Source organism: Geodermatophilus sp. SYSU D01106 (genome assembly GCF_054049995.1).
The window spans coordinates 22,883-44,591 of record NZ_JBJGYM010000014.1 but is presented as its reverse complement, the minus strand read 5'-3'; the positions used below and the strand labels follow the sequence as shown (position 1 = coordinate 44,591).

The window sequence follows — 21,709 nt, the reverse complement described above, 5'->3', positions numbered from 1 at the left end:
GCCGCGGCGCGGTAGGCACCGGGGTGTGCGGGTCCACGTCGTCACCCATCCCGAGGTCCGGGTCGACCCGGCCGTCCCCGTGCCCGAGTGGGGCCTGTCCGACGCCGGCCGCGCGCGCCTGGCGCACCTGGTCGCGCTGCCGTGGGTGCCGGGCCTGACCCGCATCGTGTCCAGCGCCGAGCGCAAGGCGCGCGAGACGGCGGCCGCGCTGGCGGAGGTCACCGGCCTGCCGGTCGGCGTCGACCCGGAGCTGGGGGAGAACGACCGCTCGGCCACCGGCTTCCTGCCGCCCGCGGAGTTCGAGGCGACGGCGGACGCGTTCTTCGCCCGGCCCGCCGAGAGCGTCCGCGGCTGGGAGCGGGCGGTCGACGCGCAGGCCCGCGTGGTGGCCGCGGCCGCCCGGGCGGCCGCGGGCGCGGCCGGCGACGTCGCCGTCGTCTGCCACGGTGGGGTCGGCACGCTGCTGCTGTGCGCGGTGCTGGGCGTGCCGGTCGACCGCCGGTGGGACCAGCCCGGCCAGGGCAGCGTCTGGTCCTACGACCCCGCCACCGGCCGCGGCGCCGTCCCGTGGACCCGTCTCGGGCCGGGCGGTACGGAGCCGGTCGCTACGGTGGGACCGTGACCACCTGGGAGTACGCCTCGGTCATCACGGCCAACGACAACGAGTCGCAGCGCGCGGGGGTGAGCGTCAAGCTCCCCGGCGGCGGGCTCGAGCGGCAGCAGGGGGACACCAGCTCGGTGCTCAACCGGCTCGGCGGCGAGGGCTGGGAGCTGGTCAGCTACCACTCCAGCGGCGCCGGGACCTGGGGCTTCGAGCAGTTCTGGCTCAAGCGACAGACCAGCTGATCACGACCGGGTGACGGCCGACCGCGTCGGCTCGAACACCCGTTCGATCTCCGGCACACTGCCGGTGTGGGAGCGAGCGTGCCGCCGGGCTGGCCGGAGCAGGTCCGGCCGCCGGGCGCGCCCGACTGGGAGCGCTCCGCCGTCACCTGGCTGTTCGACCTCGTGCCGCCGGACTACCGGGCGCACGAGGTGCTCCGCCGCTACCCGGTGCTGCTCGCCCGCATGGCCGCCGACCACGTCGGCGCCGGGCTGGAGGCGGCCCGGGCCGGCTGGCGGACGGTGCGCGTGGAGCTCGCCGACCACCTGCCGCCCGAGGCGGTGGAGGCCGCCGTCGCCGCCTACGAGCGCGAGGGCGCGCGGCTGGCGTCGGCCGCCCGCGGGGTGAGCGTGGTCGCCGGGGCGCTGCGGGGCGAGGTGTGGGTGCCCCGGCTCTGACCGGCCGGGCCCGGGGAGGCGGCACCCGGGGGCCCGGACGGTCGGCACGGGCCCCCGGGGCCCTCAGCCGGTGAGCCGGTCGGCCTCCCGGAGCGCGACCGCCACGGCGCCGAGCACCTCCGCGCGCGCCCCCAGCGAGCCGGGGACGACGGTGAGCTGCTCGGTGGCGGCGGGGATGGCGGACTGGGCGAGCGCGCGGCGCATCGGCTCGACCAGCAGGTCGCCGGCCGTGCCGAGCTCGCCGCCGACGACGATGCGGTCGGGGTTGAGCACGTTGACCAGCCCGCCGAGGACGACGCCGACCGAGGTGCCGGCGTCGGCGATCAGCCGCCGGCACGCCTGGTCGCCGTCCTCGGCCCCCTCGACCAGCGAGCGCAGGTCGGTGTAGTGCGGCGCGGCGGTGCGGATGGCGCGCAGCAGCGCGCTGCCGCCGGCGGTGAGCTCGAGACAGCCGCGGTTGCCGCAGCGGCACAGCGGCCCGGCCGGGTCGAGGCTGACGTGGCCCATCTCCCCGGCGGTGCCCGAGGTGCCGCGCAGCAGGCCGCCGTCGAACACCAGCGCGCCGCCGACGCCGGTGGCCATCTTCAGGTAGAGCGTGGAGCGGGAGCCGGTCCCGGCGCCCCAGCGCACCTCGGCGAGCGCGCCGAGGTTGGCGTCGTTCTCCACCACCACCGGCATGCCCAGCCGCTCCTGCAGCGCCGGCCCCGGGGTGCGCCCCGACCAGGCGGGCAGGATGTTCGAGCGGACGACGGTGCCCCGGCTGCTGGCCGAGCGCCCCACCACGGGCGTGGGCAGCCCGACCACCCCGCCGACGACGTCGCAGGTGCACGCCCCGACCCGGGCCAGCTCCTGCTCCACCTGTCCGGCGACCGTGTCGAGCACGGCGTCGGCGCCGAGGTCGGCCACCGGCAGCGTGGTGACGTGCTCGGCGACGATGCGGTGGGAGAGGTCGGCCACGGCGGTGCGGACGTGGGTGCGCCCGATGTCCATGCCGACGACGAGGCCGGCCTGCCGGGTCAGCTGCACGAGGCCCGCCGGGCGGCCGCCGGTGGGCAGGGCGTCGGAGGGGTCGGCGGGCGCGACCAGCCCGCGGTCGACGAGCTCGGACACGTAGCCGGACACCGTGGCCCGGGACAGGCCCGTCTGCTCGACCAGCTGCGCCCGGGTGGCCGGGCCGGTCACCCGCAGCGCCTCGACCAGCCGGCGCGAGGGCCCGCTGAGGTCGGGCAGCCACGGCCGGGGGTCCATCCGGTGATCGTGAGCACACCGTCGCCTTCTGTCAATCACCGACGGAACGGCCGTCCTCCGCCGGGGTGTCGGGGTCGGCGGGCGACGGAACGGTCCGCCCGGCCCCGCTTCGCCAGGAGGGAGGGCCCGTCGCGCGACTACAGTGGGTCGGCGGCCCCGTCGACGAGCCGTGTCCCTGCCGCCGACAGAGAGGACGACGCCGCGCCGTGTCGCTCCTGCGCTCGCTCCGCGACCCCGCCGACCTCCGGGCGCTGCCCGCCGAGCAGCTGCCCGCGCTGGCGGCGGAGATCCGTGACGCGCTGGTCACCAGCGTGGCCCGCACCGGCGGTCACCTCGGTCCCAACCTCGGTACCGTCGAGCTGACCATCGCCCTGCACCGGGTGTTCGAGTCGCCGCGCGAGCCGATCGTCTTCGACACCGGCCACCAGGCGTACGTGCACAAGATGCTCACCGGCCGCGTCGAGGGCTTCGACCGGCTGCGCCAGCGCGGCGGGCTCTCGGGCTACCCGTGCCGCGCCGAGAGCGAGCACGACTGGGTGGAGAACAGCCACGCCTCCACGGCGCTGTCCTACGCCGACGGGCTGGCCAAGGCGTTCGCGGTGCGCGGCGACGCGCGCCCGGTCGTCGCCGTGATCGGCGACGGCGCGCTCACCGGCGGCATGGCCTGGGAGGCGCTCAACAACATCGCCGCGGCGAAGGACCGCCCGGTGGTCATCGTCGTCAACGACAACGGCCGGTCCTACTCGCCGACCATCGGCGGCGTGGCCGACGCGCTGGCCAGCCTGCGGCTGCGGCCCGGCTACGAGCAGGCGCTGCTGGCCATCCGCCAGGCGCTGCACCGCGCGCCGGTGGTCGGCTCGGCCCTCTACGACGCGCTGCACGGGCTGAAGAAGGGCGTCAAGGACGTCCTGGCGCCGCAGGGCATGTTCGAGGACCTCGGCCTCAAGTACGTCGGCCCGGTCGACGGCCACGACGTCGAGGTCATGGAGTCCGCGCTGCGCCGCGCCCGCTCCTTCGGCGGCCCGGTGATCGTGCACGCGGTCACCACCAAGGGCTTCGGGTACCCGCCGGCCGAGACCGACCAGATCGACGCCTGGCACGCCACCGGCGTCTTCGACCCCGACAGCGGCACCAGCCCCGCCGTCGCCCGCGACTGGACGACGGCGTTCTCCGACGAGCTGGTGCGCATCGGCGGCGAGCGCGCCGACGTCGTCGCGGTCACCGCGGCGATGCTGCACCCGACCGGCCTGGCCGCGTTCGCCGAGCGGTACCCCGAGCGCACCTTCGACGTCGGCATCGCCGAGCAGCACGCGCTCACCAGCGCCGCGGCCATGGCGATGGGCGGGCTGCACCCGGTGGTCGCCGTCTACTCGACGTTCCTCAACCGGGCCTTCGACCAGCTGCTCATGGACGTCGCGCTGCACGGGCAGCCGGTCACCGTCGTCCTCGACCGGGCCGGGGTCACCGGCACCGACGGCGCCTCGCACAACGGCATGTGGGACATGTCGATCTGCTCGGTCGTGCCGGGCCTGCGCCTGGCCGCGCCGCGCGACGAGCCCACCCTGCGGGAGGCGCTGCGCGAGTCGCTCGACGTCACCGACGGGCCGACGGTCGTGCGGTTCCCCAAGGGCGTGCCGCCGGTCGACATCCCGGCGCTGGAGCGGCGGGGCGCGGTCGACGTGCTGCGCCGCGGCGACCGCGACGACGTGCTGCTGGTCGCCGTCGGCTCGATGGTGCCGGTGTGCCTGGCCGCCGCCGAGCGCGCCGCCGACCACGGCATCGGCGTCACCGTCGTCGACCCGCGCTGGGTCGTGCCGGTGCCCGGCGAACTGGTGGAGCTGGCGGGGGAGCACCGGCTGGTCGTCACCGTGGAGGACGGCGGCCGGGCCGGCGGCGTCGGCACGCTGCTCAGCCGGGCGCTGCAGGACCGCGAGGTCGACGTGCCGGTGCGCACCCTGGGCCTGCCGCAGGCGTTCCTCGAGCACGGCAGCCGCGGTCAGGTGCTCGCCGACGCCGGCCTCACCGAGCAGGACGTGGCCCGGCGCATCGCCGAGTGGACCGCGGTGGTCACCGAGCGCACCGAGGAGCAGCCGGCGGCCGTCGAGCCGGTCGACGGCGCCCAGCAGTGACCGGGCGGGTGATCGCCGAGATCCAGGTCGCGCCCTCGCCGGCCGGGACGCCCGACGACCCTCACGCCTTCGTGGAGGCCGCCGTCCGGGTGATCCAGGCGTCCGGCCTGCACTCCGAGGTCGGGGCGCTGGGCACCACGCTGGAGGGCGACGCCGACGCCGTGTGGGCGACGCTGCGGGCCGCGCACGAGGCGATGCTGGCCGCGGGTGCCACGAGCGGCATCTCGCACGTCAAGGTCGCCTCGGTCGACCGCACGATCGAGAGCCTCACCCGCAAGTTCCGCTGAGACGCAGCACGATCAGGCCGCCTGATCGTGCTGCGTCCTGGCTCACCGCCGACCGTGAGCCAGGACGCGCCACGGTGAGCCAGGACGACGGACGGCCCGGGCCCCCGCGCGGGGACCCGGGCCGTCGTCGTCAGCGCCCTCAGGCGGGGAGGCTCGCCACCCCGCGCGGCAGGAACCGCTGCCCGGTCACCTTCTCCGAGACGCCCGCGCGGTCGAGGTAGGCGGAGATGCCACCGAGCCAGAACGGCCACCCGGCACCCAGCAGCATGCACAGGTCGATGTCCTGCACGGCCGTGACGACGCCCTCGTCGAGCATCAGCCGGATCTCCTCGGCCAGCGCCTCGACGGCCCGCTCGCGGACCTGCTCCTCGGTGAGCGGCGAGTCGCCGGCGTCGATGCCCTCGAGCTCGGGGTCGACGACGCCCGGCTCGGAGTAGACGCTGGACTTGCCGAGCTCGACCATCTTCCGCAGCCCCTCGCCGACGGCGAACCGGTCGGGGAAGGCCTCGTGCATCCGCTCGGCCACGTGCAGGGCGACCGGCGGGCCGACCAGCGTGAGCAGGTCGAACGGCGACATCGGCAGGCCCAGCGGGTCCAGCGCGCGGTCGGCGACGGCGACCGGCGTGCCCTGCTCCACGGCCGAGGTGACCTCGCCGAGGAAGCGGGTGAGCAGCCGGTTCACCACGAACGCCGGGGCGTCGGCGGTGAGCACGCAGCTCTTCTTCAGCGCCTTGCCGACGGCGAAGGCGGTGGCCAGCGAGGCGTCGTCGGTCCGCTCGGCGCGCACGACCTCCAGCAGCGGCAGGACCGCGACCGGGTTGAAGAAGTGCAGGCCGACGACCCGTTCGGGGTGCTCCAGCTTCGAGGCCATCTCGGTCACCGACAGCGCGGAGGTGTTGGTGGCCAGCACGCACTCGGGGGAGACGACGGCCTCCACCTCGGCGAAGACCTGCTGCTTGACCGACATCTCCTCGAAGACGGCCTCGATGACGAGGTCGGCGTCGGCGAAGACGTCCTTGGACAGCGAGCCGCTCACCAGGCCCCGGAGCTGGTTGAGCCGGTCGGCGCTGAGGCGCCCGCGCTGGGCGAGCTTCTCCAGCTCGCCGTGGACGTAGGCGACGCCCTTGTCGACGCGCGCCTGGTCGACGTCGGTGAGCACGACCGGCACCTTCAGCTGCCGGACGAACAGCAGCGCGAGCTGGCTGGCCATGAGGCCCGCGCCGACGACGCCGACCTTGCCGACCTTCCGCGCCAGGCCCTTGTCCGGGGCGCCGGCCGGCCGCTTGGCCCGCTTGTTGACCAGGTCGAAGCTGTAGAGCGAGGCCCGCAGCTCGTCGGTCATGAGCAGGTCGGTGAGCGCGGCGTCCTCGGCGGCGGTGCCGGCGGTGAACGCCTCGCCGTGGACCCCGGCGCGCGCGAGGTCCAGCAGCTCGACGGCGCGCAGGGCGCCGGGGGAGGCGTCGCGGGTCCGCCCGGCCACGATCGCCCGGGCGCGCTCGATGGCGCCGTCCCAGGCCGACCGGTCCACCTCGGGCCGGTCGACCGTCACGTCGCCGTTCAGGACGCCCACGGCCCACTCGAGCGAGCGCTCGAGGAAGTCGGCGGGCTCCAGGACGACGTCGGCGATGCCCAGCTGCGCCGCCTTCGGGGCGGGCGTCGTCCTGTTCTGCGCCAGCGCGTTCTCGACGACGACGGTGACCGCCGGGTCGATGCCGATGAGGTCCGGCAACAGCTGCGTGCCGCCCCAGCCGGGCACCAGGCCGAGGAACACCTCGGGGAACGCCACCACCGCGGTGGAGGCGATCGTCCGGTACCGGCAGTGCAGCGCCAGCTCCAGCCCGCCGCCGAGCGCCACGCCGTTGACGAACGCGAACGTCGGGACGGCCGCGTCCATGAGCCGCCGGAACACCCGGTGCCCGGTCTCGGCGATCTCGCGCGCCTGGTCGGCGGAGGTGACCGCCGGGACCCCGGAGAGGTCGGCGCCCACGGCGAAGACGAACGGCTTGCCGGTGACGGCGATGGCCGCCGGGGCTGGCTTGTGCGCGGCGATGTCGTCGAGCGCCGCGTCGAGGGACGCGAGCCCGCGGGGGCCGAAGGTGGAGGGGCGGGTGTGGTCGTGCCCGTTGTCCAGGGTGACCAGCGCGATCTCGCCGGCCAGACCGGGCACCCGCAGGTAGCGGACGAGCGCCCGGGTGACGACCTCGTCCTCGAAGACAGTGGTCACTGCGCGGCACCTTCCCAGTTCGGGTTCTCCCAGATCACGGTGGCGCCCATGCCGAGGCCCACGCACATGGCGGTCAGGCCGTAGCGGACGTCGGGCCGCTCGGCGAACTGCCGCGACAGCTGCGTCATCAGGCGCACGCCCGAGGAGGCCAGCGGGTGGCCGACGGCGATCGCGCCGCCCCACGGGTTGACCCGCGGGTCGTCGTCGGCGATGCCGAAGTGGTCGAGGAAGGCCAGCACCTGGACGGCGAAGGCCTCGTTGAGCTCGAACAGGCCGATGTCGTCGATGGTCAGGCCGGTGCGGGCCAGCGCGCGCTCGGTCGAGGGCACCGGGCCGACGCCCATGACCTCGGGCTCGACGCCGACGAAGCCGTAGCCGACCAGGCGCATGCCGGCGGTCAGGCCCAGCTCCTGCGCGACCTCCTCGGCGGCGAGGATGCAGCCCGTGGCGCCGTCGTTGAGGCCCGCGGCGTTGCCGGCGGTCACGTGCCCGTGCGGGCGGAACGGCGTCTTGAGCGTGGCCAGGCCCTCGAGCGTGGTGCCCGGGCGCGGCGGCTCGTCGGCGGTGGCCAGGCCCCAGCCCTGCTCGGCGGAGCGGGTCGCGACGGGCACCAGCTCCGGGCCGATCTGGCCGTTGGCCACGGCCTTGGCGTACCGCTGCTGGCTGGCCAGGGCGAACGCGTCGGCGCGCTCCTTGGTCAGGTGCGGGAAGCGGTCGTGCAGGTTCTCGGCCGTGGAGCCCATGACCAGCGCCGAGCCGTCGACCAGCTTCTCGCTGAAGAACCGCGGGTTGGGGTCGGCGCCCTCGCCCATCGGGTGGCGGCCCATGTGCTCGACGCCGCCGGCGATCGCGACGTCGTAGGCGCCGAAGGCGATGCCGCTCGCGGTGGTGGTGACGGCGGTCATCGCGCCGGCGCACATGCGGTCGATCGCGTAGCCGGGCACCGACTTCGGCAGCCCGGCCAGCAGCGCGGCGGTGCGGCCGATCGTCAGCCCCTGGTCGCCGATCTGCGTGGTGGCGGCGATGGCGACCTCGTCCACGCGGTCGGCCGGGAGGGACGGGTTGCGGCGCAGCAGCTCGCGGATGACGCGGACGACGAGGTCGTCGGCGCGCGTCTCGGCGTAGATGCCCTTCGGGCCGGCCTTGCCGAAGGGGGTGCGCACGCCGTCGACGAAGACGACCTCGCGCAGCGAGCGGGACATGGGACCTCCGCAGCGGGAACGGGAACCGGCGCGGGCAGGGCGCGCGGCACCGAAGAAGTTACCCGCCGGTAACAGCTCGACCAAGCGCGACCCGGTCCGGGAGGGGCGGAGGTCTCACTCGTCCGGAGTGGTCGAGGTCACGGTCCGGCAACGTCGGGGGGGTGGCCTTGCACGGCCTGTGACGCGGCGCGCATAGTGGCCGCCGCACTTCTGCGTATTCCCGACGGAACGGTGGACAATCCATGGCGCGACGGCGCACCACGATGACGGCCCTCGCGGCCGCCCTGGTCTTCAGCCTCGCTGCTTGCGGCAGCGACGACAGCGGCAGCGGCGGCAGCGGTGGCGGCGGCGGCGGCGGCGGCGACGCCGCCGGCAAGGTCGGCGTCATCCTCCCCGACACCGAGTCCTCCCCCCGCTGGGAGAGCGCGGACCGTCCGCTGCTCGAGGCGGCCTTCGAGGACGCCGGTGTCGAGTACGACATCCAGAACGCCGAGGGCGACGCCCAGCGCATGGCGACCATCGCCGAGCAGATGATCACCGAGGGCGTCACCGTCCTCGCGATCGTCAACCTGGACTCCGCCTCGGGCGCCCAGATCCAGCAGCAGGCCGCCCAGCAGGGCGTGGCGACGATCGACTACGACCGGCTCACCCTGGGTGGCTCGGCCGAGTACTACGTCTCCTACGACAACACCGAGGTCGGCCGCCTGCAGGGCCAGGGCCTCGCCGACTGCCTGAACGCCGGTGGCGTCACGCAGGGCAACATCGCCTTCCTCAACGGCTCGCCCGACGACAACAACGCCACGCTGTTCGCCGACGGCGCGCACGAGATCCTCGACCCGCTGACCCAGTACACGCAGGTCGCCGAGCAGGCCGTCCCGGGCTGGGAGCCCGACCAGGCCGCGACGATCTTCGAGCAGATGTACACCCAGGCCGGCGGCAACATCCAGGGCGTCGTCGCCGCCAACGACACGCTGGCCAACGCCGTGATCCAGACGCTGGCCCGCAACGGCCAGGCCGGTCAGGTCCCGGTCACCGGCCAGGACGCCTCGGTCGAGGGCCTGCAGAACATCCTCGCCGGCAACCAGTGCATGACCGTCTACAAGTCGGCGGCCCAGGAGGCCGGCGCCCTGGCGGAGCTCGCCATCGCGCTGATCAACGGTGACGAGGCCGAGACCACCGGCACCGTCGAGGACGCCGAGGGTGGCCGCGACGTCCCGTCGGTCCTGCTCGACCCGGTGACCATCACCCGCGACAACGTCGGTGACGTCGTCGAGGACGGCCAGGTCACCGCCGAGGAGCTGTGCACCGGCGAGTTCGCTGCCGACTGCCAGGAGCTGGGCATCTCCTGACCCCCTCCCTGCGGGGCGCCTCCTGACATGCTCGGGAGGCGCCCCGCAGGCTCGTTTTCCGAGAGAGGACCGCCATGACCGATCCGCAGGCGGGTGAGGGGACCCCGATCCTCGAGCTCCGCGGTGTCACCAAGAGCTTCGGCGCCATCCAGGTGCTGCACGGGGTCGACCTGAAGGTCTTCCCCGGCCAGGTAACCGCCCTCGTGGGCGACAACGGTGCCGGCAAGAGCACGCTCATCAAGTCCATCGCCGGCATCCACCCCATCGACGGTGGGGAGATCCTGTTCGAGGGCAGGCCGGTGAGCGTCACCGGCCCGCGGGACTCCGCGGCCCTCGGCATCGAGGTCGTCTACCAGGACCTCGCGCTGGCCGACAACCTCGACGTCGTCCAGAACATGTTCCTCGGCCGCGAGCGCAAGCGCGGCATCCTGCTCGACGAGGCCTCCATGGAGGCCGCCGCCCGCGACACGCTGGCCAAGCTGTCGGTCCGCACCCTCAAGTCGGTCCGCCAGCTCGTGTCCAGCCTCTCGGGTGGCCAGCGGCAGACCGTGGCGATCGCCAAGGCCGTGCTGTGGGAGTCGAAGGTCGTCATCCTCGACGAGCCGACGGCGGCGCTCGGCGTCGCGCAGACCCGGCAGGTGCTCGACCTCGTGCGCCGGCTGGCCGACACCGGCCACGCCGTCCTCTACATCACCCACAACATGGTCGACGTCTTCGAGGTCTCCGACCGCGTGGCCGCGCTGTACCTGGGCCGCATGGCCGCCGACGTGCCGATCAGCACCGTCGACCGCGGTCAGGTCATCGAACTGATCACCGCCGGGCGCTCGGGCAACCTGGGCATCGCGCCGGCCGTCGCCGAGGCGAGCATCTGATGAGCAACCCCGTCTCCACCACCAAGCCCGAGCCGTCCGGCGCCGCGCCGGCCGGCTTCGAGGCCGACCGCCCGGACAACAGCGTCTCGGGCGTCGTCCGCGGGTACGTCGACAAGGTCCGCGGCGGTGACCTGGGCGCCCTGCCGGCCGTCCTCGGCATCGTGGCGCTCGGCCTGCTGTTCTTCGCGCTGCGGCCGAACACCTTCCTGACGCCGCTGAACATCAGCAACCTGCTGGTCCAGGCCGTGCCGATCACCCTGCTCGCCATGGGCCTGGTGTTCGTCCTGCTCCTGGGCGACATCGACCTGTCGGCCGGTGTGGTCAGCGGCGTGTGTGCCGCCGTGCTCGCGCAGCTGCTGGCCCAGTCCGGGGCGCCCTGGTACGTGGCGATCCTCGCCGCGTGTGCCGCCGGCGCGCTGATCGGCCTGTTCACCGGCACGCTCGTCGGGATCGTCGGGATCCCGTCGTTCGTCGTGACCCTGGCGCTGTTCCTGGCGTTCCAGGGCGTGACGCTGCGGATCATCGGCCAGGGCGGCACCATCCCGGTGCGCGACGAGGTCGTGCAGGGCATCGCCAACCGGAACCTGCCGGTCACCCTCGGCTGGGTCCTCACCGCGGTGGCGATCCTGCTCTACGCCGCCATCCAGTTGAACCGCTGGCGGGTGCAGAAGGCCCGCGGGCTGGCGCACCAGCCGCTGGCCGTGGTGGCCGCCCGGTGCGTGCTCATCGCCGTCATCCTGGTCGTCGTCACCGCGATCCTCAGCCAGGACCGGGCGCTGTCGGCGGCCGTCGACCTCGAGGGCATCCCGTACGCGGTGCCGCTGGTGGTCATCCTGCTGCTGCTGCTCACCTTCGTGCTGAGCCGCACCAGCTTCGGCCGCCACGTCTACGCCGTCGGCGGCAACGCCGAGGCCGCGCGCCGCGCCGGCATCAACGTCACCAGGATCCGCGTCCTGGTGTTCGTGCTGTCCTCGACGATGGCCGCCATCAGCGGCATCGCCGCGGCGTCCCGGCTGGCCTCGGTCACCGCGGCGTCGGGTGCCGGCAACACGCTGCTGTACGCGGTGGGTGCGGCCGTCATCGGTGGCACCAGCCTCTTCGGTGGCCGGGGCCGGGTGCGCGACGCCGTCCTCGGTGGCCTGGTCGTGGCGATCATCGCCAACGGCCTGGGCCTGCTCGGTGTCGAGGCCTACCTGAACTTCATCATCACCGGTGGAGTGCTGCTGCTGGCCGCCAGCGTCGACGCGCTGGCCCGGCGGCGGGCCGCGGCGACGGGGCACTAGCGCCGTCGTCCGCGCACGACAGAGGGGCGGTCCCGGGGTTCTCCCGGGGCCGCCCCTCCGTCGTGTCAGGCGCGGGCGAGCGCGTCGGTGAGCAGGCCGGTCGTCAGCTCGACCTGCCACTCGCGCGCCCCGCCGGCGCGCAGCGCCGCGGCCACCGCGGCGGCGTCGCGCGGCTCGGGCGGGGTCCACATGAGCCGGCGCACCAGGTCGGGGGAGAGCAGGTTCTCCACCGGCACCGCGTGCTTCTCGCCGAGCTCGGCCAGGCCCGCGCGGGCGGCCTGCAGCCGGGTGGCGGCCGCCGGGTCGCGGTCGGCCCAGCGGTTCACCGGGGGCGGGCCGTCGCCGGGGCGGCTGTGCAGCGGCAGCTCGGAGTCCGGCATCGCCCGCCCGCGGGCCAGCGCCCCGAACCAGGTGCTCACCAGCCGGCGGTTGGCCCGGCCGCGGAACACCGGCAGCTCCAGCAGCGCGGACTCCGACGGCGGGTCGGCCTGCACCGCCGACACCATGGCGGCGTCGGGCAGCACGCGGCCCGGGGCGACGTCGCGCCGGCGGGCCAGGTCGTCGCGGGCCTCCCACAGCGCCCGCAGCATCCCCAGCTGGCGGCGGCTGCGCAGGCCGTGCACGCCGGAGGTGCGCCGCCACGGGTCCTGCCGGGGCGCGGGCGGCCCGGCCGCGAGGACCGCGGCGAACTCCTGCCGCGCCCACTCGGTCTTGCCCTGCTCCTCGAGCAGCGCGGCCAGCGCGTCGCGCAGGTCGACGAGCACCTCGACGTCGAGGGCGGCGTAGACCAGCCACTCCTCGGGCAGCGGGCGGGTGCTCCAGTCGGCGGCCGAGTGGCCCTTGACCAGCGAGTACCCGAGCAGCGACTCGACGACGGCGGCCAGGCCCACGCGGGGCAGCCCCGCCAGGCGGGCGGCCAGCTCGGTGTCGAAGACCCGCGCGGGCACCAGGCCGATCTCGGCCAGGCACGGCAGGTCCTGGCTGGCCGCGTGCAGCACCCACTCCTCGCCGGCGATCGCGTCCTGCAGCACGGCGAGGTCGGGCAGCGTCAGGGGGATCGGGTCGACCAGCCCGGTGCCCGCGCCGGCGCGGCGCAGCTGCACCAGGTAGGCGCGCTGCCCGTACCGGTAGCCGGAGGCGCGCTCGGCGTCGACGGCGACCGGGCCGGACCCGGCGCGCAGCGCGTCGGCGTAGCCCGCGACGGCCGCGGCGGTGTCCAGGACCGGCGGCAGGCCGTCACGCGGCGCCAGCAGGGGGACGGGCGCGGGCCCGTCGGTCTCCTCGGTACCGGCCTCGCCAGCGGGGTCGGGCAGGGGCTCGGTGCTCAGTTGCCGTCCACCTTCTCGTCCGTGCGTCCGCCACAGTCGCTGTGCCCGGCGGATCGGACCGGCCGGCGCGGACCCGGGGAGTCCGGAACTCCCCGTGCCCGATCCTAGTTGCCGTCCCCGACCGTGCCGGAGGGGCCCAGGAGGGAGACGCCCGGCGGCGGCAGCCCGGCCGCGTTGCCCAGCACCTCCAGCCACGCGTCGAGGTGGCGGTCGAGGGCCGTGTCGCCGGCGGTCCAGGACGCCCGCAGCTCGACGTCGACGGTGTGCTCGGGGCCGGCCAGGTCGCCGAAGCGGGTGGAGGCCGTGCGGGTGACCGTGCCGCCGAGGGTGTGCGCGGCCGCCCCGGAGGAGGCCAGCGCCTCGGTGAGCCAGCTCCAGGCCACCTCGGAGAACATGGCGTCGTCGACCATGTGCTCGTCGGTGGCGGCCGACAGGTAGCCGACGCAGCGGGTGGTGCCGTTCCAGGACTCGTGGCCCGCGGGGTCGTGCAGCACGATGAACCGCGCGACGGCCAGCTCCACCTCGTCGTCGCCGTCGCCCTCGGTGATCCGCGCGGCGAGCGCGTGCGCGTACGGCGCGAGCCGCTGCGGCGCGGGGATCTGCTCGACGACGATCTCGGGGCGCACCCGCAGCGCGGACAGCGCGGCGACGCCCGCGGCGAACTCGGCCGGCGGGGGCTCGGCGGGCCCGTGCGCGCCCGTGACCTCGCGGGTCCCGGCCGTGCTGCGTGGCTCCACGCTGGCAGGGTAGGTGTCGCGGGCCCGGTCTGTCTCCGACGCGCCGCACGTCCGGCTTCGGGCGGTCTGGGAGGATCGACCGTCGTGACCACCGCAGAGGCCCGCCCGACGTCCCCCGCCGACTCGGACCTGGTCCGGGCCGCGCGCGGCCTGCCGGTCGAGCGGACCCCGGTCTGGTTCATGCGGCAGGCCGGCCGGTCGCTGCCGGAGTACCGGGCGCTGCGCGCCGGGACGGCGATGCTCGAGGCCTGCCAGGACCCCGACCTGGTCACCGAGATCACCCTGCAGCCGGTCCGCCGGCACGGCGTGGACGCCGCGATCCTCTTCTCCGACATCGTGCTGCCGCTGGTGGTCGCCGGCGTCGACATCGAGATCAAGCCCGGCGTCGGGCCGGTGGTGGCGGACCCCGTGCGCACGGTGGCCGACGTCGACGCGCTGCCGGGCCTCGAGCCCGACCGGCTGGACTTCCTCGCGACGGCGGTGCGCCGGCTGGTCGCCGAGCTCGGGCCGACGCCGCTCATCGGCTTCGCCGGGGCGCCGTTCACCCTGGCCACCTACCTGATCGAGGGCGGCCCGTCGAAGGAGCACGCCCGCACCAAGGCGTTCATGTACGCCGAGCCCGAGGCCTGGCAGCGGCTGCTCGACCGGCTCGCCGTCTCGGCGGCCACGTTCCTGCGGGTGCAGGTCGACAACGGCGCCTCGGCGGTGCAGCTGTTCGACTCCTGGGCCGGGGTGCTGTCGGCCGCCGACTACGCGGAGCGCGTGCTGCCGCACTCGCGGGCGGTGTTCGACGGGCTCGGTGACCGCGACGTGCCCCGCGTGCACTTCGGTGTCGGCACCGGCGAGCTGCTGGCGCTCATCGGCGACGCCGGGGCCGACGTCGTCGGCGTCGACTGGCGGGTGCCGCTCGACGAGGCCGCCCGCCGCGTCGGGCCGCAGCGCTCCCTGCAGGGCAACCTCGACCCGGCCGTGCTGCTGGCCGACCGGGAGACCGTCGACCGCGAGGTGCGCCGGGTGGTCGAGCAGGGCCGGGCCGCGCGCGGCCACGTGTTCAACCTCGGCCACGGCGTGCTGCCCGACACCGACCCCGGCGTGCTCACCCACGTCGTCGAGCTGGTGCACGAGCTCTCGGCGCGATGACCCCCCGGATGACCCGCCGCCTGGTCGTCGTCGGCGCCGGGATCACCGGGCTGACCGCCGCCTGGGCCTGGTCGCGGCAGCGGCCCGGCGACGAGGTGGTCGTCGTCGAGGCGGGCGGGCGGATCGGTGGCAAGCTCGACCGGGTCGAGCTCGCCGGCACCTGGTACGACACCGGGCCCGAGGCGGTGCTGGCCCGCGTCCCCGAGGCCGTGGAGCTCGTGACGGAACTCGGCCTGGGCGACCGGCTGGTGGCGCCGTCGACGACGCAGGCCTCGATCGTGCTGCCCGACGGCCGGCACCCGCTGCCGCCGGGCACCGTGCAGGGCGTGCCGACGTCGGCCGACGGGCTGGCCGGGGTGCTCACCGACGACGGCGTCGCGCGGGTGCGCGCGGAGGCCGGCCTCCCGCCGCTGCGCCTGGAGGGCGACGTCTCGGTCGGGGCGCTGCTGCGCGCGCGGCTCGGCGACGAGGTGGTCGACCGGCTGGTCGAGCCGCTGCTCGGCGGGGTCTACGCCGGCCGCCCCGACGACCTGTCGCTGGCCGCCACCATGCCCGCCCTGGCCGCGCAGCTGGCGCGCGCCGACTCGGTGCTCGCGGCCGCCGTCGCCGCCCGGGACGCCGGCGCCCGCAGCCGCGGCGACGTCGACGGGCCGGTGTTCGTCACCGTCGCCGACGGGATCGGCTCACTGCCCGGGGCGCTGGCTGCCGCCTCGGGCGCGCGGGTGCGGCTGCGCACCCCCGCGCACGCGATCCGCCGCGCGGGCGGGCGGCTGGAGGTCGCCGTCGGCCCGGTGGCCGCCCCGGAGGTGGTCGAGGCCGACGCCGTGCTGGTCGCCGCGCCCGCCGGGAAATCGGCGCGGCTGCTCGGCGGGCTCGCCCCGGACGCGGTCGAGCCGCTGCGCGGGATCCCGTACGCGTCGATGGCGGTGGTCGCGATGGCGTTCCCCGCCCAGCCGGTCGTGGCGGGCTCGGGCCTGCTCGTGCCGCCGGTGACCGGCCGGCTGGTCAAGGGCGTCACCGTGTCGTCGTCGAAGTGGCCGCACCTGTCCGGCGACGGCCTGCTGCGGGTGCGCGCCTCGGTGGGCCGCTACGGCGACGAGGCGCAGCTGCAGCGCGACGACGACGACCTGACCGCCGCGGTGGTGGCCGACGTCGCCGACCTGCTCGACCTCGAGCGCCGCGAGCCGGTGGAGGCCCACCTCGTGCGCTGGGGCGGTGGCCTGCCGCAGTACCTCGTCGGCCACCCGCAGCGGGTGGTGGCGGTCCGCGACGCGGTGGCCGCCGTGCCGGGCCTGGCCGTGGCCGGCGCCGCGTACGACGGGGTCGGCGTGCCGGCCTGCATCCGCGGCGCCCGCCGCGCGGTGGAGGCGCTGCTCTAGCCCGCGGGCCGGCGGCCCCGGTTGCCGCACCGGCCGTTGTCCCCGCAGGGTGGGGAGGTGATCAGCAGCCTCGCCCGCGGGCTGGTGGCCGGGGCAGCCGGCACCACCGTCCTCAACGCCGTCACCTACGCCGACGTGCTCTGGCGGGGGCGGGCGCCGAGCGAGACGCCGGAGCAGGTGGTCGACGCGCTGGCCGGGCGGCTCGCCGGTGGCCTCCCCGGGCGGGGCGCCGTGCGGGAGCACCGCCGCACGGCGCTCGGCGCGCTCAGCGGCATCGGCACCGGGCTCGGCGTCGGCGTGCTGGCCAGCGTGCTGCGCTCGGCCGGCGTCCGGTTCTCCGGCCCCACCGGCGCGGTGGTCGCGGGCGCCGCGGCCATGGCGGCCACCGACGGCCCGGTCGCCGCGCTCGGCGTGAGCGACCCGCGCACGTGGACCGCCGCGGACTGGGTGGCCGACGCGGTGCCGCACCTGGCCTACGGCGCGGCCGTGCAGGGCGTGCTGTCGTCGGTCCCGGTGGCCCGCGAGCAGCGCGACCGGCGCGTACCGGCGCCGCCCGGGCTGGTGCTGCGCTCGGCCGTCCTCGGCGTGGCCACCGGCGGGCGCAGCTCCCTGGCGCTGGCCGCGCCGGTGCTCGGCGACCCGGGATCCCGGCGGGGCACCCGGCTCGGGGCGCTGGCCGCCGTCGCCGGCGAGCTGGTGGGCGACAAGCTGCCGGCCACCCCCGCGCGGACCAGCGCGCAGGCGCTCCCGGCGCGGCTGCTCGGCGGCGCCGGTGCCGCGGGCCGCATCGCCGGCCGGGAGGGCGCCAACGCCGCCGCCCCGGTGACGGCCGGCCTGCTCGGCGCGCTCGCCGGGTCCTTCGGCGGGCTGGCCTGGCGGCGCTGGGCGGCGAAGCGGGTGCCCGACTGGCAGGCGGCGCTGGCCGAGGACGCCGTCGCGATCGGGCTCGCCGCGCTGGCCGCCCGGCCCGGCCGCAGGCAGCGCCCGCAGCTCAGCGTCGTCCCGTCCTGAGACCGGGATCCCACGGCATCCCGCCGGGCCGGCGGGGGAGGATGGGGGCATGAGCGAGCAGACGGAGACCAAGAGCGTCGGCAAGCGGGCCAACGAGCTCAACGCCCTCATCCGCTACACCATGTGGTCGGTGTTCCGGCTGGCGCGCCCGTTCGGCGACGAGGCCCGCGCGGCGGCCGCCGACGAGGTCTCCGGGCTGTTCGAGGAGCTCGCCGGCAAGGGCGTCGTCGTCCGCGGCACGTACGACGTCGCGGGCCTGCGCGCCGACGCCGACGTCATGGTCTGGTGGCACGCCGAGACGCCGGAGGCGCTGCAGGAGGCCTACACCCGGTTCCGCCGCACGGCGCTCGGGCGGCGGCTGGAGCCGGTGTGGTCGCAGATGGCGCTGCACCGGCCGGCGGAGTTCAACCGCAGCCACATCCCGGCGTTCCTCGCCGAGGAGGAGCCGCGCCGCTACGTCTGCGTCTACCCGTTCGTGCGATCCTACGAGTGGTACCTGCTCCCCGACGAGGAGCGGCGGGACATGCTCAAGGAGCACGGCATGCAGGCCCGCCCCTACCCCGACGTGCGGGCCAACACGGTCGCCTCGTTCGGGCTCGGCGACTACGAGTGGATGCTCGCCTTCGAGGCCGACGAGCTGCACCGCATCGTCGACCTGATGCGCGACCTGCGCGCCAGCCGCGCCCGCCGGCACGTGCGCGAGGAGGTGCCCTTCTACACGGGCACCCGCAAGGCAGTCGCCGAGCTGGTCGCCGACCTGGCCTGACCGCGTCGCCGCACGATCAGGCCGCCTGGTCGTGCCGCGTCCTGCCTCACCGCCGACGGTGAGCCAGGACGCGCTGCGGTGATCCCGGCTGATCGTGCGCGGGCCGGTCAGCCCTGCGCCGGCTCCAGCCGGATGGACACGCTGTTGATGCAGTAGCGGTCGCCGGTCGGCGTCTGCGGGGCGTCGTCGAAGACGTGCCCGAGGTGGCTGTGGCAGCTGCCGCAGAGGACCTCGGTGCGGACCATCCCGTAGGCGCGGTCCTCGCGCAGCACCACGTTGTCGGCAGCCGACGGCTCGTAGAACGAGGGCCAGCCGCAGTGCGAGTCGAACTTGGTCTGCGAGCGGAACAGCTCGGCCCCGCAGGCCCGGCAGGTGTAGACACCCTCGGTCTTCGTGTCCACGTACTCGCCGGTCCACGGCCGCTCGGTGCCGGCCTGGCGGAGCACCGCGTACTCCTCCGGCGAGAGCTGCGCCCGCCACTCCGCGTCGCTCTTCGTGACCTTCGGCTGGGGGGTGGACGTCGTCATGCCTGCAGGAACGGCCCGGGCGGCGGGCGGATTCCCCGTGCTCAGCGCCCCAGGCCGGCCTCGCGGGCCCGCACGATCGCCTGCGCGCGGTCGCCGACCTGCAGCTTGGCCAGCACGTTGGAGACGACGTTGCGCACGGTCTTCGGCGACAGGTAGAGCGCGGCGGCGACCTGCGCGTTCGAGCGTCCCGCGGCCACCAGGTCGAGCACCTCCCGCTCGCGCGCCGTCAGCTGCGGGAAGGCCTCCTCCGGCCCGCGGGGCGCGGCGGCGAAGAAGTCGGTGATCCGCCGGGCCAGCGCCGCGCCGAACACCGCCCCGCCGGAGGCCACGGTGGAGATCGCCCGCAGCACCTCCTCCTGGTCGGCGCCCTTGAGCAGGTAGCCGCGGGCGCCGGCGCGGACCGCGGCGAACACCGTGCCGTCGTCCTCGCTCATCGTCAGCACCACGACGCCGACCGACGGCGCCTGGGTGGTGATCCGCCGGGTGGCCTCGATGCCGTCGAGCACCGGCATCTGCACGTCCATGACGACGACGTCGGGCAGGTGCTCGCGCACCACCTCCACCGCCGCGGCGCCGTCGCCCGCGGTGCCGACCACCTCGACACCGGGCACCGAGCCGAGCAGCAGGGCCAGCCCGTCGCGGTACACCGGGTGGTCGTCGGCGACGACCACCCGCAGCGGCTCCTCCGGCCCGGTCACCGCGACCTCCTCCCGTCCACGGGCAGCACCGCCCGCACCTCCGTGCCGCCCCCGGCGGGGCAGTCCACCGTGCACGTGCCCCCGAGCTCGGCGGCCCGCTCCCGCAGCGCGACCAGCCCGACGCCGGCCGCGCGGTCGGGGGCGATCCCGGCGCCGTCGTCGGTGACCGTGACGACGAGGTCGCCGCCGTCGCGCGCCAGCCTCACGGCGGCCCGCGACGCGGCGGCGTGCCGGGCGACGTTGGCCAGCGCCTCGGAGACGATCCGGTAGGCGGCCACCTCGACGGCGGCGGGCAGCTCGGCCAGGTCGCCGGCGTCGACGGTCACGGCCACCTCCGCGGGCAGCAGCCGCTGCGCCTGCTGGCGGACGGCACCGGCGAGGCCGAGGTCGTCGAGCGCCGGCGGGCGCAGGTCGTGCACCAGCCGCCGGACGTCGGCCAGCGCGGCGGCGACGTCGTCGCGTGCCTGGCGGAGCAGCCGGTCGGCGTCCCCGGGACGGGACGCGGCGAGGTTGCGGGCGGTGTCGATGCGCAGCACGACGGCGCCCAGCGAGGGGCCGAGGCCGTCGTGCAGGTCGCGGCGCAGCCGGCGGCGCTCCTCCTCGCGCGCGGCGACCAGCTGCTCGCGCCCGGCCTGCAGCTGCGCGGCCAGCGAGCTCGCCCGGGCGGCCGCGGCGGCCTGCCGGACGACGTCGGCGAGCAGGCGCTCGTCGCGGGTGACCAGGTGCGCCCGGACGCCGTCGCGGGGGAGCAGCAGCCGGCCGACCTCCTCGCCGCGGTAGGCGATCGGCAGCGACTGCACCGCGGCCGGGCGCCGGCCGTGGTCGGCGACGAGGCGGCCGCCGTCGGCGGAGTCCACCTCGACGCCGACCCACGGGACGCGGAACGCCTCGGCGATGCCGGCGGCGACCGCGAGGAGCTGCTCCTCGGCGCCGTCGGAGCGCTCGAGCCGCTCGGCCAGGCCCGCGACGACGCGGTAGGGGTCCTCCCGCTCGCCGAACACCCAGCGGCGCACCAGCCGCCACAGCGCCGCGCGCAGCGGGACGTAGACGGCCGCCACCACCAGCAGCGTCACGACGACGGCATTGCGCTCGTCGAAGCGGCCGCCGAGCAGCGTGCCCGCCGCGGCGAGCACGGCCAGGTCGACGACGACGACGCCGGCGGCCAGCCCGCCGTAGACGAGGGTGCCGCCGAGCAGCCGGTCGATGTCGACCGCGCGGGGCCGCAGGATGCCCAGCGTGACCGCCAGCCCGGTGAGGCCCACGGCAAGGCTGAGGTCGAGGCCGAGGGTGGCCTGCGGGAAGAGCAGGGCGCCGAGCAGCACGAGCGCGTCGACGACGCCGGCCCACAGCAGCCAGCGCATGCGCCGCCGGTCCTCCCCGGTGGCCGCCCGCAGCCGCGCGACGACGACGGCCAGCGCGAGGAGGAGGCCCAGCCCGGTCGCCGGGAAGGCCAGCTCGAGCAGCGGCAGGGCGACGTCACGGGGCAGCGGCAAGCTGGCCGGGTCGAGGTCGAGGCCGCGGTAGACCTCGGGCGTCGGGGTGCCGCCCCGCTCGGCAGCGATCGCGAACGGCGTCACCAGGAGGAGCACGGGCAGCGCCGCGGTGGCGGCGAGGGCGCCGACCGACACCGCGCGCCACGGGCCGCGGGGCAGCCGCCCGTCCGGGTAGAGCAGGAGCAGCAGCGGGAGCCCGAGCAGCAGCGCGGCGCCGAGGCGGCCGACGAACCACATCGCCGCCGAGGCGGCGGGCAGCGGCGGGTCGTCCTGCACCGCGTACGTGAGCCAGGACGAGGCCAGGCCGTCGAGCGCCCAGAACAGGCCGGTGCCGGCGACCACCCAGGAGACGGCGTTGCGCGGCGCGCGGGACAGCAGCAGCGCGCCCGGGACGGCGAGCAGCAGCCCCGGCAGCCCGATCTCCCAGCCCGGCCCGGCCCCGGCGGCCGCCCGGGCCGCGTCCGGGGTGAGCACGTCGAGGACCGCGGTCGCGGCGACGGCGACCAGCGTGGCGGCCGCACCCGACCAGGCGAGCGCGCGCACGGGACGCCGGCGCCGCGGCGGCGGGCCCGCCGGCGCCGCCGTCGCCGGGACCCGCTCGCCGACCGTCACGCGCGGATCCTGCCCGAGCGGCCGTCCCGGACGACAGGGACACGGCGTCCCGGCCCGGCCGGGACACCCGCGGGAGCGCCCGTGCGCCGGCGCCCTGGCCGCCCGGGACGCGGCCCCGGCACGGTCCCCAGCAGGCGGTGCCA

20 protein-coding genes are annotated in these 21,709 nt (G+C 76.1%); 12 read left to right on the top strand and 8 right to left on the bottom strand.

Annotated features, from left to right (window positions below; translation table 11 throughout):
* Window positions 1-25 precede the first annotated feature (25 nt).
* From ACI78R_RS15410 to ACI78R_RS15400, 3 genes are all read left to right on the top strand, one after another.
* On the top strand, window positions 26-622 hold the full coding sequence (locus ACI78R_RS15410; RefSeq protein WP_457041348.1) for a histidine phosphatase family protein: 597 nt from the start codon (window positions 26-28) through the stop codon (window positions 620-622).
* Entirely contained in the window at window positions 619-846 is a 228-nt protein-coding gene (locus ACI78R_RS15405; protein WP_073420350.1) for a DUF4177 domain-containing protein, read from the top strand. Before ACI78R_RS15410 ends, ACI78R_RS15405 begins: the two co-directional genes overlap by 4 nt.
* A gap of 66 nt (window positions 847-912) precedes the next feature.
* On the top strand, window positions 913-1,281 hold the full coding sequence (locus tag ACI78R_RS15400; protein ID WP_073420349.1) for a hypothetical protein: 369 nt from the start codon (window positions 913-915) through the stop codon (window positions 1,279-1,281).
* 63 nt (window positions 1,282-1,344) lie between these two features.
* Here the strand turns inward: ACI78R_RS15400 and ACI78R_RS15395 are convergent, their stop codons facing one another.
* Window positions 1,345-2,529, bottom strand: a complete 1,185-nt coding sequence (locus tag ACI78R_RS15395) for an ROK family transcriptional regulator (RefSeq protein ID WP_073420348.1) — start codon at window positions 2,527-2,529, stop codon at window positions 1,345-1,347.
* A gap of 206 nt (window positions 2,530-2,735) precedes the next feature.
* On the opposite strand from ACI78R_RS15395, the gene dxs reads away from it, so the two are divergent.
* Both dxs and ACI78R_RS15385 read left to right on the top strand, forming a co-directional pair.
* Window positions 2,736-4,658: a 1-deoxy-D-xylulose-5-phosphate synthase gene (gene dxs / locus ACI78R_RS15390; protein WP_457041347.1), complete on the top strand. Its 1,923-nt coding sequence runs from the start codon at window positions 2,736-2,738 to the stop codon at window positions 4,656-4,658.
* Window positions 4,655-4,945, top strand: coding sequence for a thiamine-binding protein (locus tag ACI78R_RS15385; RefSeq protein WP_336033185.1), 291 nt, complete (start codon window positions 4,655-4,657; stop codon window positions 4,943-4,945). The genes dxs and ACI78R_RS15385 overlap by 4 nt, the downstream gene beginning before the upstream one ends.
* 139 nt (window positions 4,946-5,084) lie before the next feature.
* Here ACI78R_RS15385 and ACI78R_RS15380 read toward each other — a convergent pair whose 3' ends face one another.
* Together ACI78R_RS15380 and ACI78R_RS15375 are read right to left on the bottom strand one after the other, a co-directional pair.
* Window positions 5,085-7,169 carry a 3-hydroxyacyl-CoA dehydrogenase NAD-binding domain-containing protein gene (locus ACI78R_RS15380; RefSeq protein ID WP_457041346.1) on the bottom strand — a complete coding sequence of 695 codons (2,085 nt, stop codon included), beginning with the start codon at window positions 7,167-7,169 and terminating at the stop codon, window positions 5,085-5,087.
* A complete protein-coding gene (locus ACI78R_RS15375) occupies window positions 7,166-8,371 on the bottom strand; it encodes a thiolase family protein (protein WP_457041345.1) in 1,206 nt (401 codons plus the stop codon). Before ACI78R_RS15375 ends, ACI78R_RS15380 begins: the two co-directional genes overlap by 4 nt.
* 242 nt (window positions 8,372-8,613) lie before the next feature.
* On the opposite strand from ACI78R_RS15375, the gene ACI78R_RS15370 reads away from it, so the two are divergent.
* From ACI78R_RS15370 to ACI78R_RS15360, 3 genes are all read left to right on the top strand, one after another.
* The gene (locus tag ACI78R_RS15370) at window positions 8,614-9,720 is read left to right on the top strand and encodes a sugar ABC transporter substrate-binding protein (protein WP_457041344.1); all 1,107 of its coding nucleotides are present in this window, start codon (window positions 8,614-8,616) and stop codon (window positions 9,718-9,720) included.
* 74 nt (window positions 9,721-9,794) lie between these two features.
* Entirely contained in the window at window positions 9,795-10,592 is a 798-nt protein-coding gene (locus ACI78R_RS15365; RefSeq protein ID WP_073420342.1) for an ATP-binding cassette domain-containing protein, read from the top strand.
* Window positions 10,592-11,875, top strand: coding sequence for a sugar ABC transporter permease (locus ACI78R_RS15360; RefSeq protein WP_073420341.1), 1,284 nt, complete (start codon window positions 10,592-10,594; stop codon window positions 11,873-11,875). Before ACI78R_RS15365 ends, ACI78R_RS15360 begins: the two co-directional genes overlap by 1 nt.
* Window positions 11,876-11,940: 65 nt before the next feature.
* Here ACI78R_RS15360 and ACI78R_RS15355 read toward each other — a convergent pair whose 3' ends face one another.
* Together ACI78R_RS15355 and ACI78R_RS15350 are read right to left on the bottom strand one after the other, a co-directional pair.
* A complete protein-coding gene (locus tag ACI78R_RS15355) occupies window positions 11,941-13,188 on the bottom strand; it encodes an HRDC domain-containing protein (protein WP_457041392.1) in 1,248 nt (415 codons plus the stop codon).
* Between the two features lie 119 nt (window positions 13,189-13,307).
* Entirely contained in the window at window positions 13,308-13,940 is a 633-nt protein-coding gene (locus ACI78R_RS15350; RefSeq protein WP_457041343.1) for a DUF3000 domain-containing protein, read from the bottom strand.
* Window positions 13,941-14,024: 84 nt separating this feature from the next.
* Here ACI78R_RS15350 and hemE point away from each other — a divergent pair, with 84 nt between their 5' ends.
* Genes hemE through hemQ form a run of 4 tightly spaced genes read left to right on the top strand, consistent with a single transcriptional unit; the run spans window position 14,025 to window position 18,236 of the window.
* A complete protein-coding gene (gene hemE, locus ACI78R_RS15345) occupies window positions 14,025-15,080 on the top strand; it encodes a uroporphyrinogen decarboxylase (RefSeq protein ID WP_073420339.1) in 1,056 nt (351 codons plus the stop codon).
* Entirely contained in the window at window positions 15,077-16,459 is a 1,383-nt protein-coding gene (hemG, locus tag ACI78R_RS15340; RefSeq protein ID WP_457041342.1) for a protoporphyrinogen oxidase, read from the top strand. The genes hemE and hemG overlap by 4 nt, the downstream gene beginning before the upstream one ends.
* Window positions 16,460-16,516: 57 nt before the next feature.
* A complete protein-coding gene (locus ACI78R_RS15335) occupies window positions 16,517-17,470 on the top strand; it encodes a hypothetical protein (RefSeq protein WP_457041341.1) in 954 nt (317 codons plus the stop codon).
* Window positions 17,471-17,519: 49 nt separating this feature from the next.
* Entirely contained in the window at window positions 17,520-18,236 is a 717-nt protein-coding gene (hemQ, locus tag ACI78R_RS15330) for a hydrogen peroxide-dependent heme synthase (RefSeq protein WP_457041340.1), read from the top strand.
* Between the two features lie 107 nt (window positions 18,237-18,343).
* On the opposite strand, the gene msrB is transcribed toward hemQ, so the two are convergent.
* From msrB to ACI78R_RS15315, 3 genes are read right to left on the bottom strand one after another with little or no spacing between them, the layout of a single operon-like run.
* A complete protein-coding gene (msrB, locus tag ACI78R_RS15325) occupies window positions 18,344-18,763 on the bottom strand; it encodes a peptide-methionine (R)-S-oxide reductase MsrB (RefSeq protein ID WP_457041339.1) in 420 nt (139 codons plus the stop codon).
* 41 nt (window positions 18,764-18,804) lie between these two features.
* Complete coding sequence (locus ACI78R_RS15320) at window positions 18,805-19,461, bottom strand: response regulator (RefSeq protein ID WP_457041338.1); 657 nt, start codon at window positions 19,459-19,461, stop codon at window positions 18,805-18,807.
* Window positions 19,458-21,566: a sensor histidine kinase gene (locus ACI78R_RS15315; RefSeq protein WP_457041337.1), complete on the bottom strand. Its 2,109-nt coding sequence runs from the start codon at window positions 21,564-21,566 to the stop codon at window positions 19,458-19,460. Before ACI78R_RS15315 ends, ACI78R_RS15320 begins: the two co-directional genes overlap by 4 nt.
* Window positions 21,567-21,709 lie beyond the last annotated feature (143 nt).

Excerpts from the sequence above, each read along its gene's own strand:
- ACI78R_RS15395 (WP_073420348.1), bottom strand. The coding sequence starts at position 2,529 with ATGGACCCCCGGCCGTGGCTGCCCGACCTCAGCGGGCCCTCGCGCCGG.
- ACI78R_RS15375 (WP_457041345.1), bottom strand. The coding sequence starts at position 8,371 with ATGTCCCGCTCGCTGCGCGAGGTCGTCTTCGTCGACGGCGTGCGCACC.
- ACI78R_RS15370 (WP_457041344.1), top strand. The coding sequence starts at position 8,614 with ATGGCGCGACGGCGCACCACGATGACGGCCCTCGCGGCCGCCCTGGTC.
- ACI78R_RS15365 (WP_073420342.1), top strand. The coding sequence starts at position 9,795 with ATGACCGATCCGCAGGCGGGTGAGGGGACCCCGATCCTCGAGCTCCGC.
- ACI78R_RS15360 (WP_073420341.1), top strand. The coding sequence starts at position 10,592 with ATGAGCAACCCCGTCTCCACCACCAAGCCCGAGCCGTCCGGCGCCGCG.
- hemG (WP_457041342.1), top strand. The coding sequence starts at position 15,077 with ATGACCCCCCGGATGACCCGCCGCCTGGTCGTCGTCGGCGCCGGGATC.
- hemQ (WP_457041340.1), top strand. The coding sequence starts at position 17,520 with ATGAGCGAGCAGACGGAGACCAAGAGCGTCGGCAAGCGGGCCAACGAG.
- msrB (WP_457041339.1), bottom strand. The coding sequence starts at position 18,763 with ATGACGACGTCCACCCCCCAGCCGAAGGTCACGAAGAGCGACGCGGAG.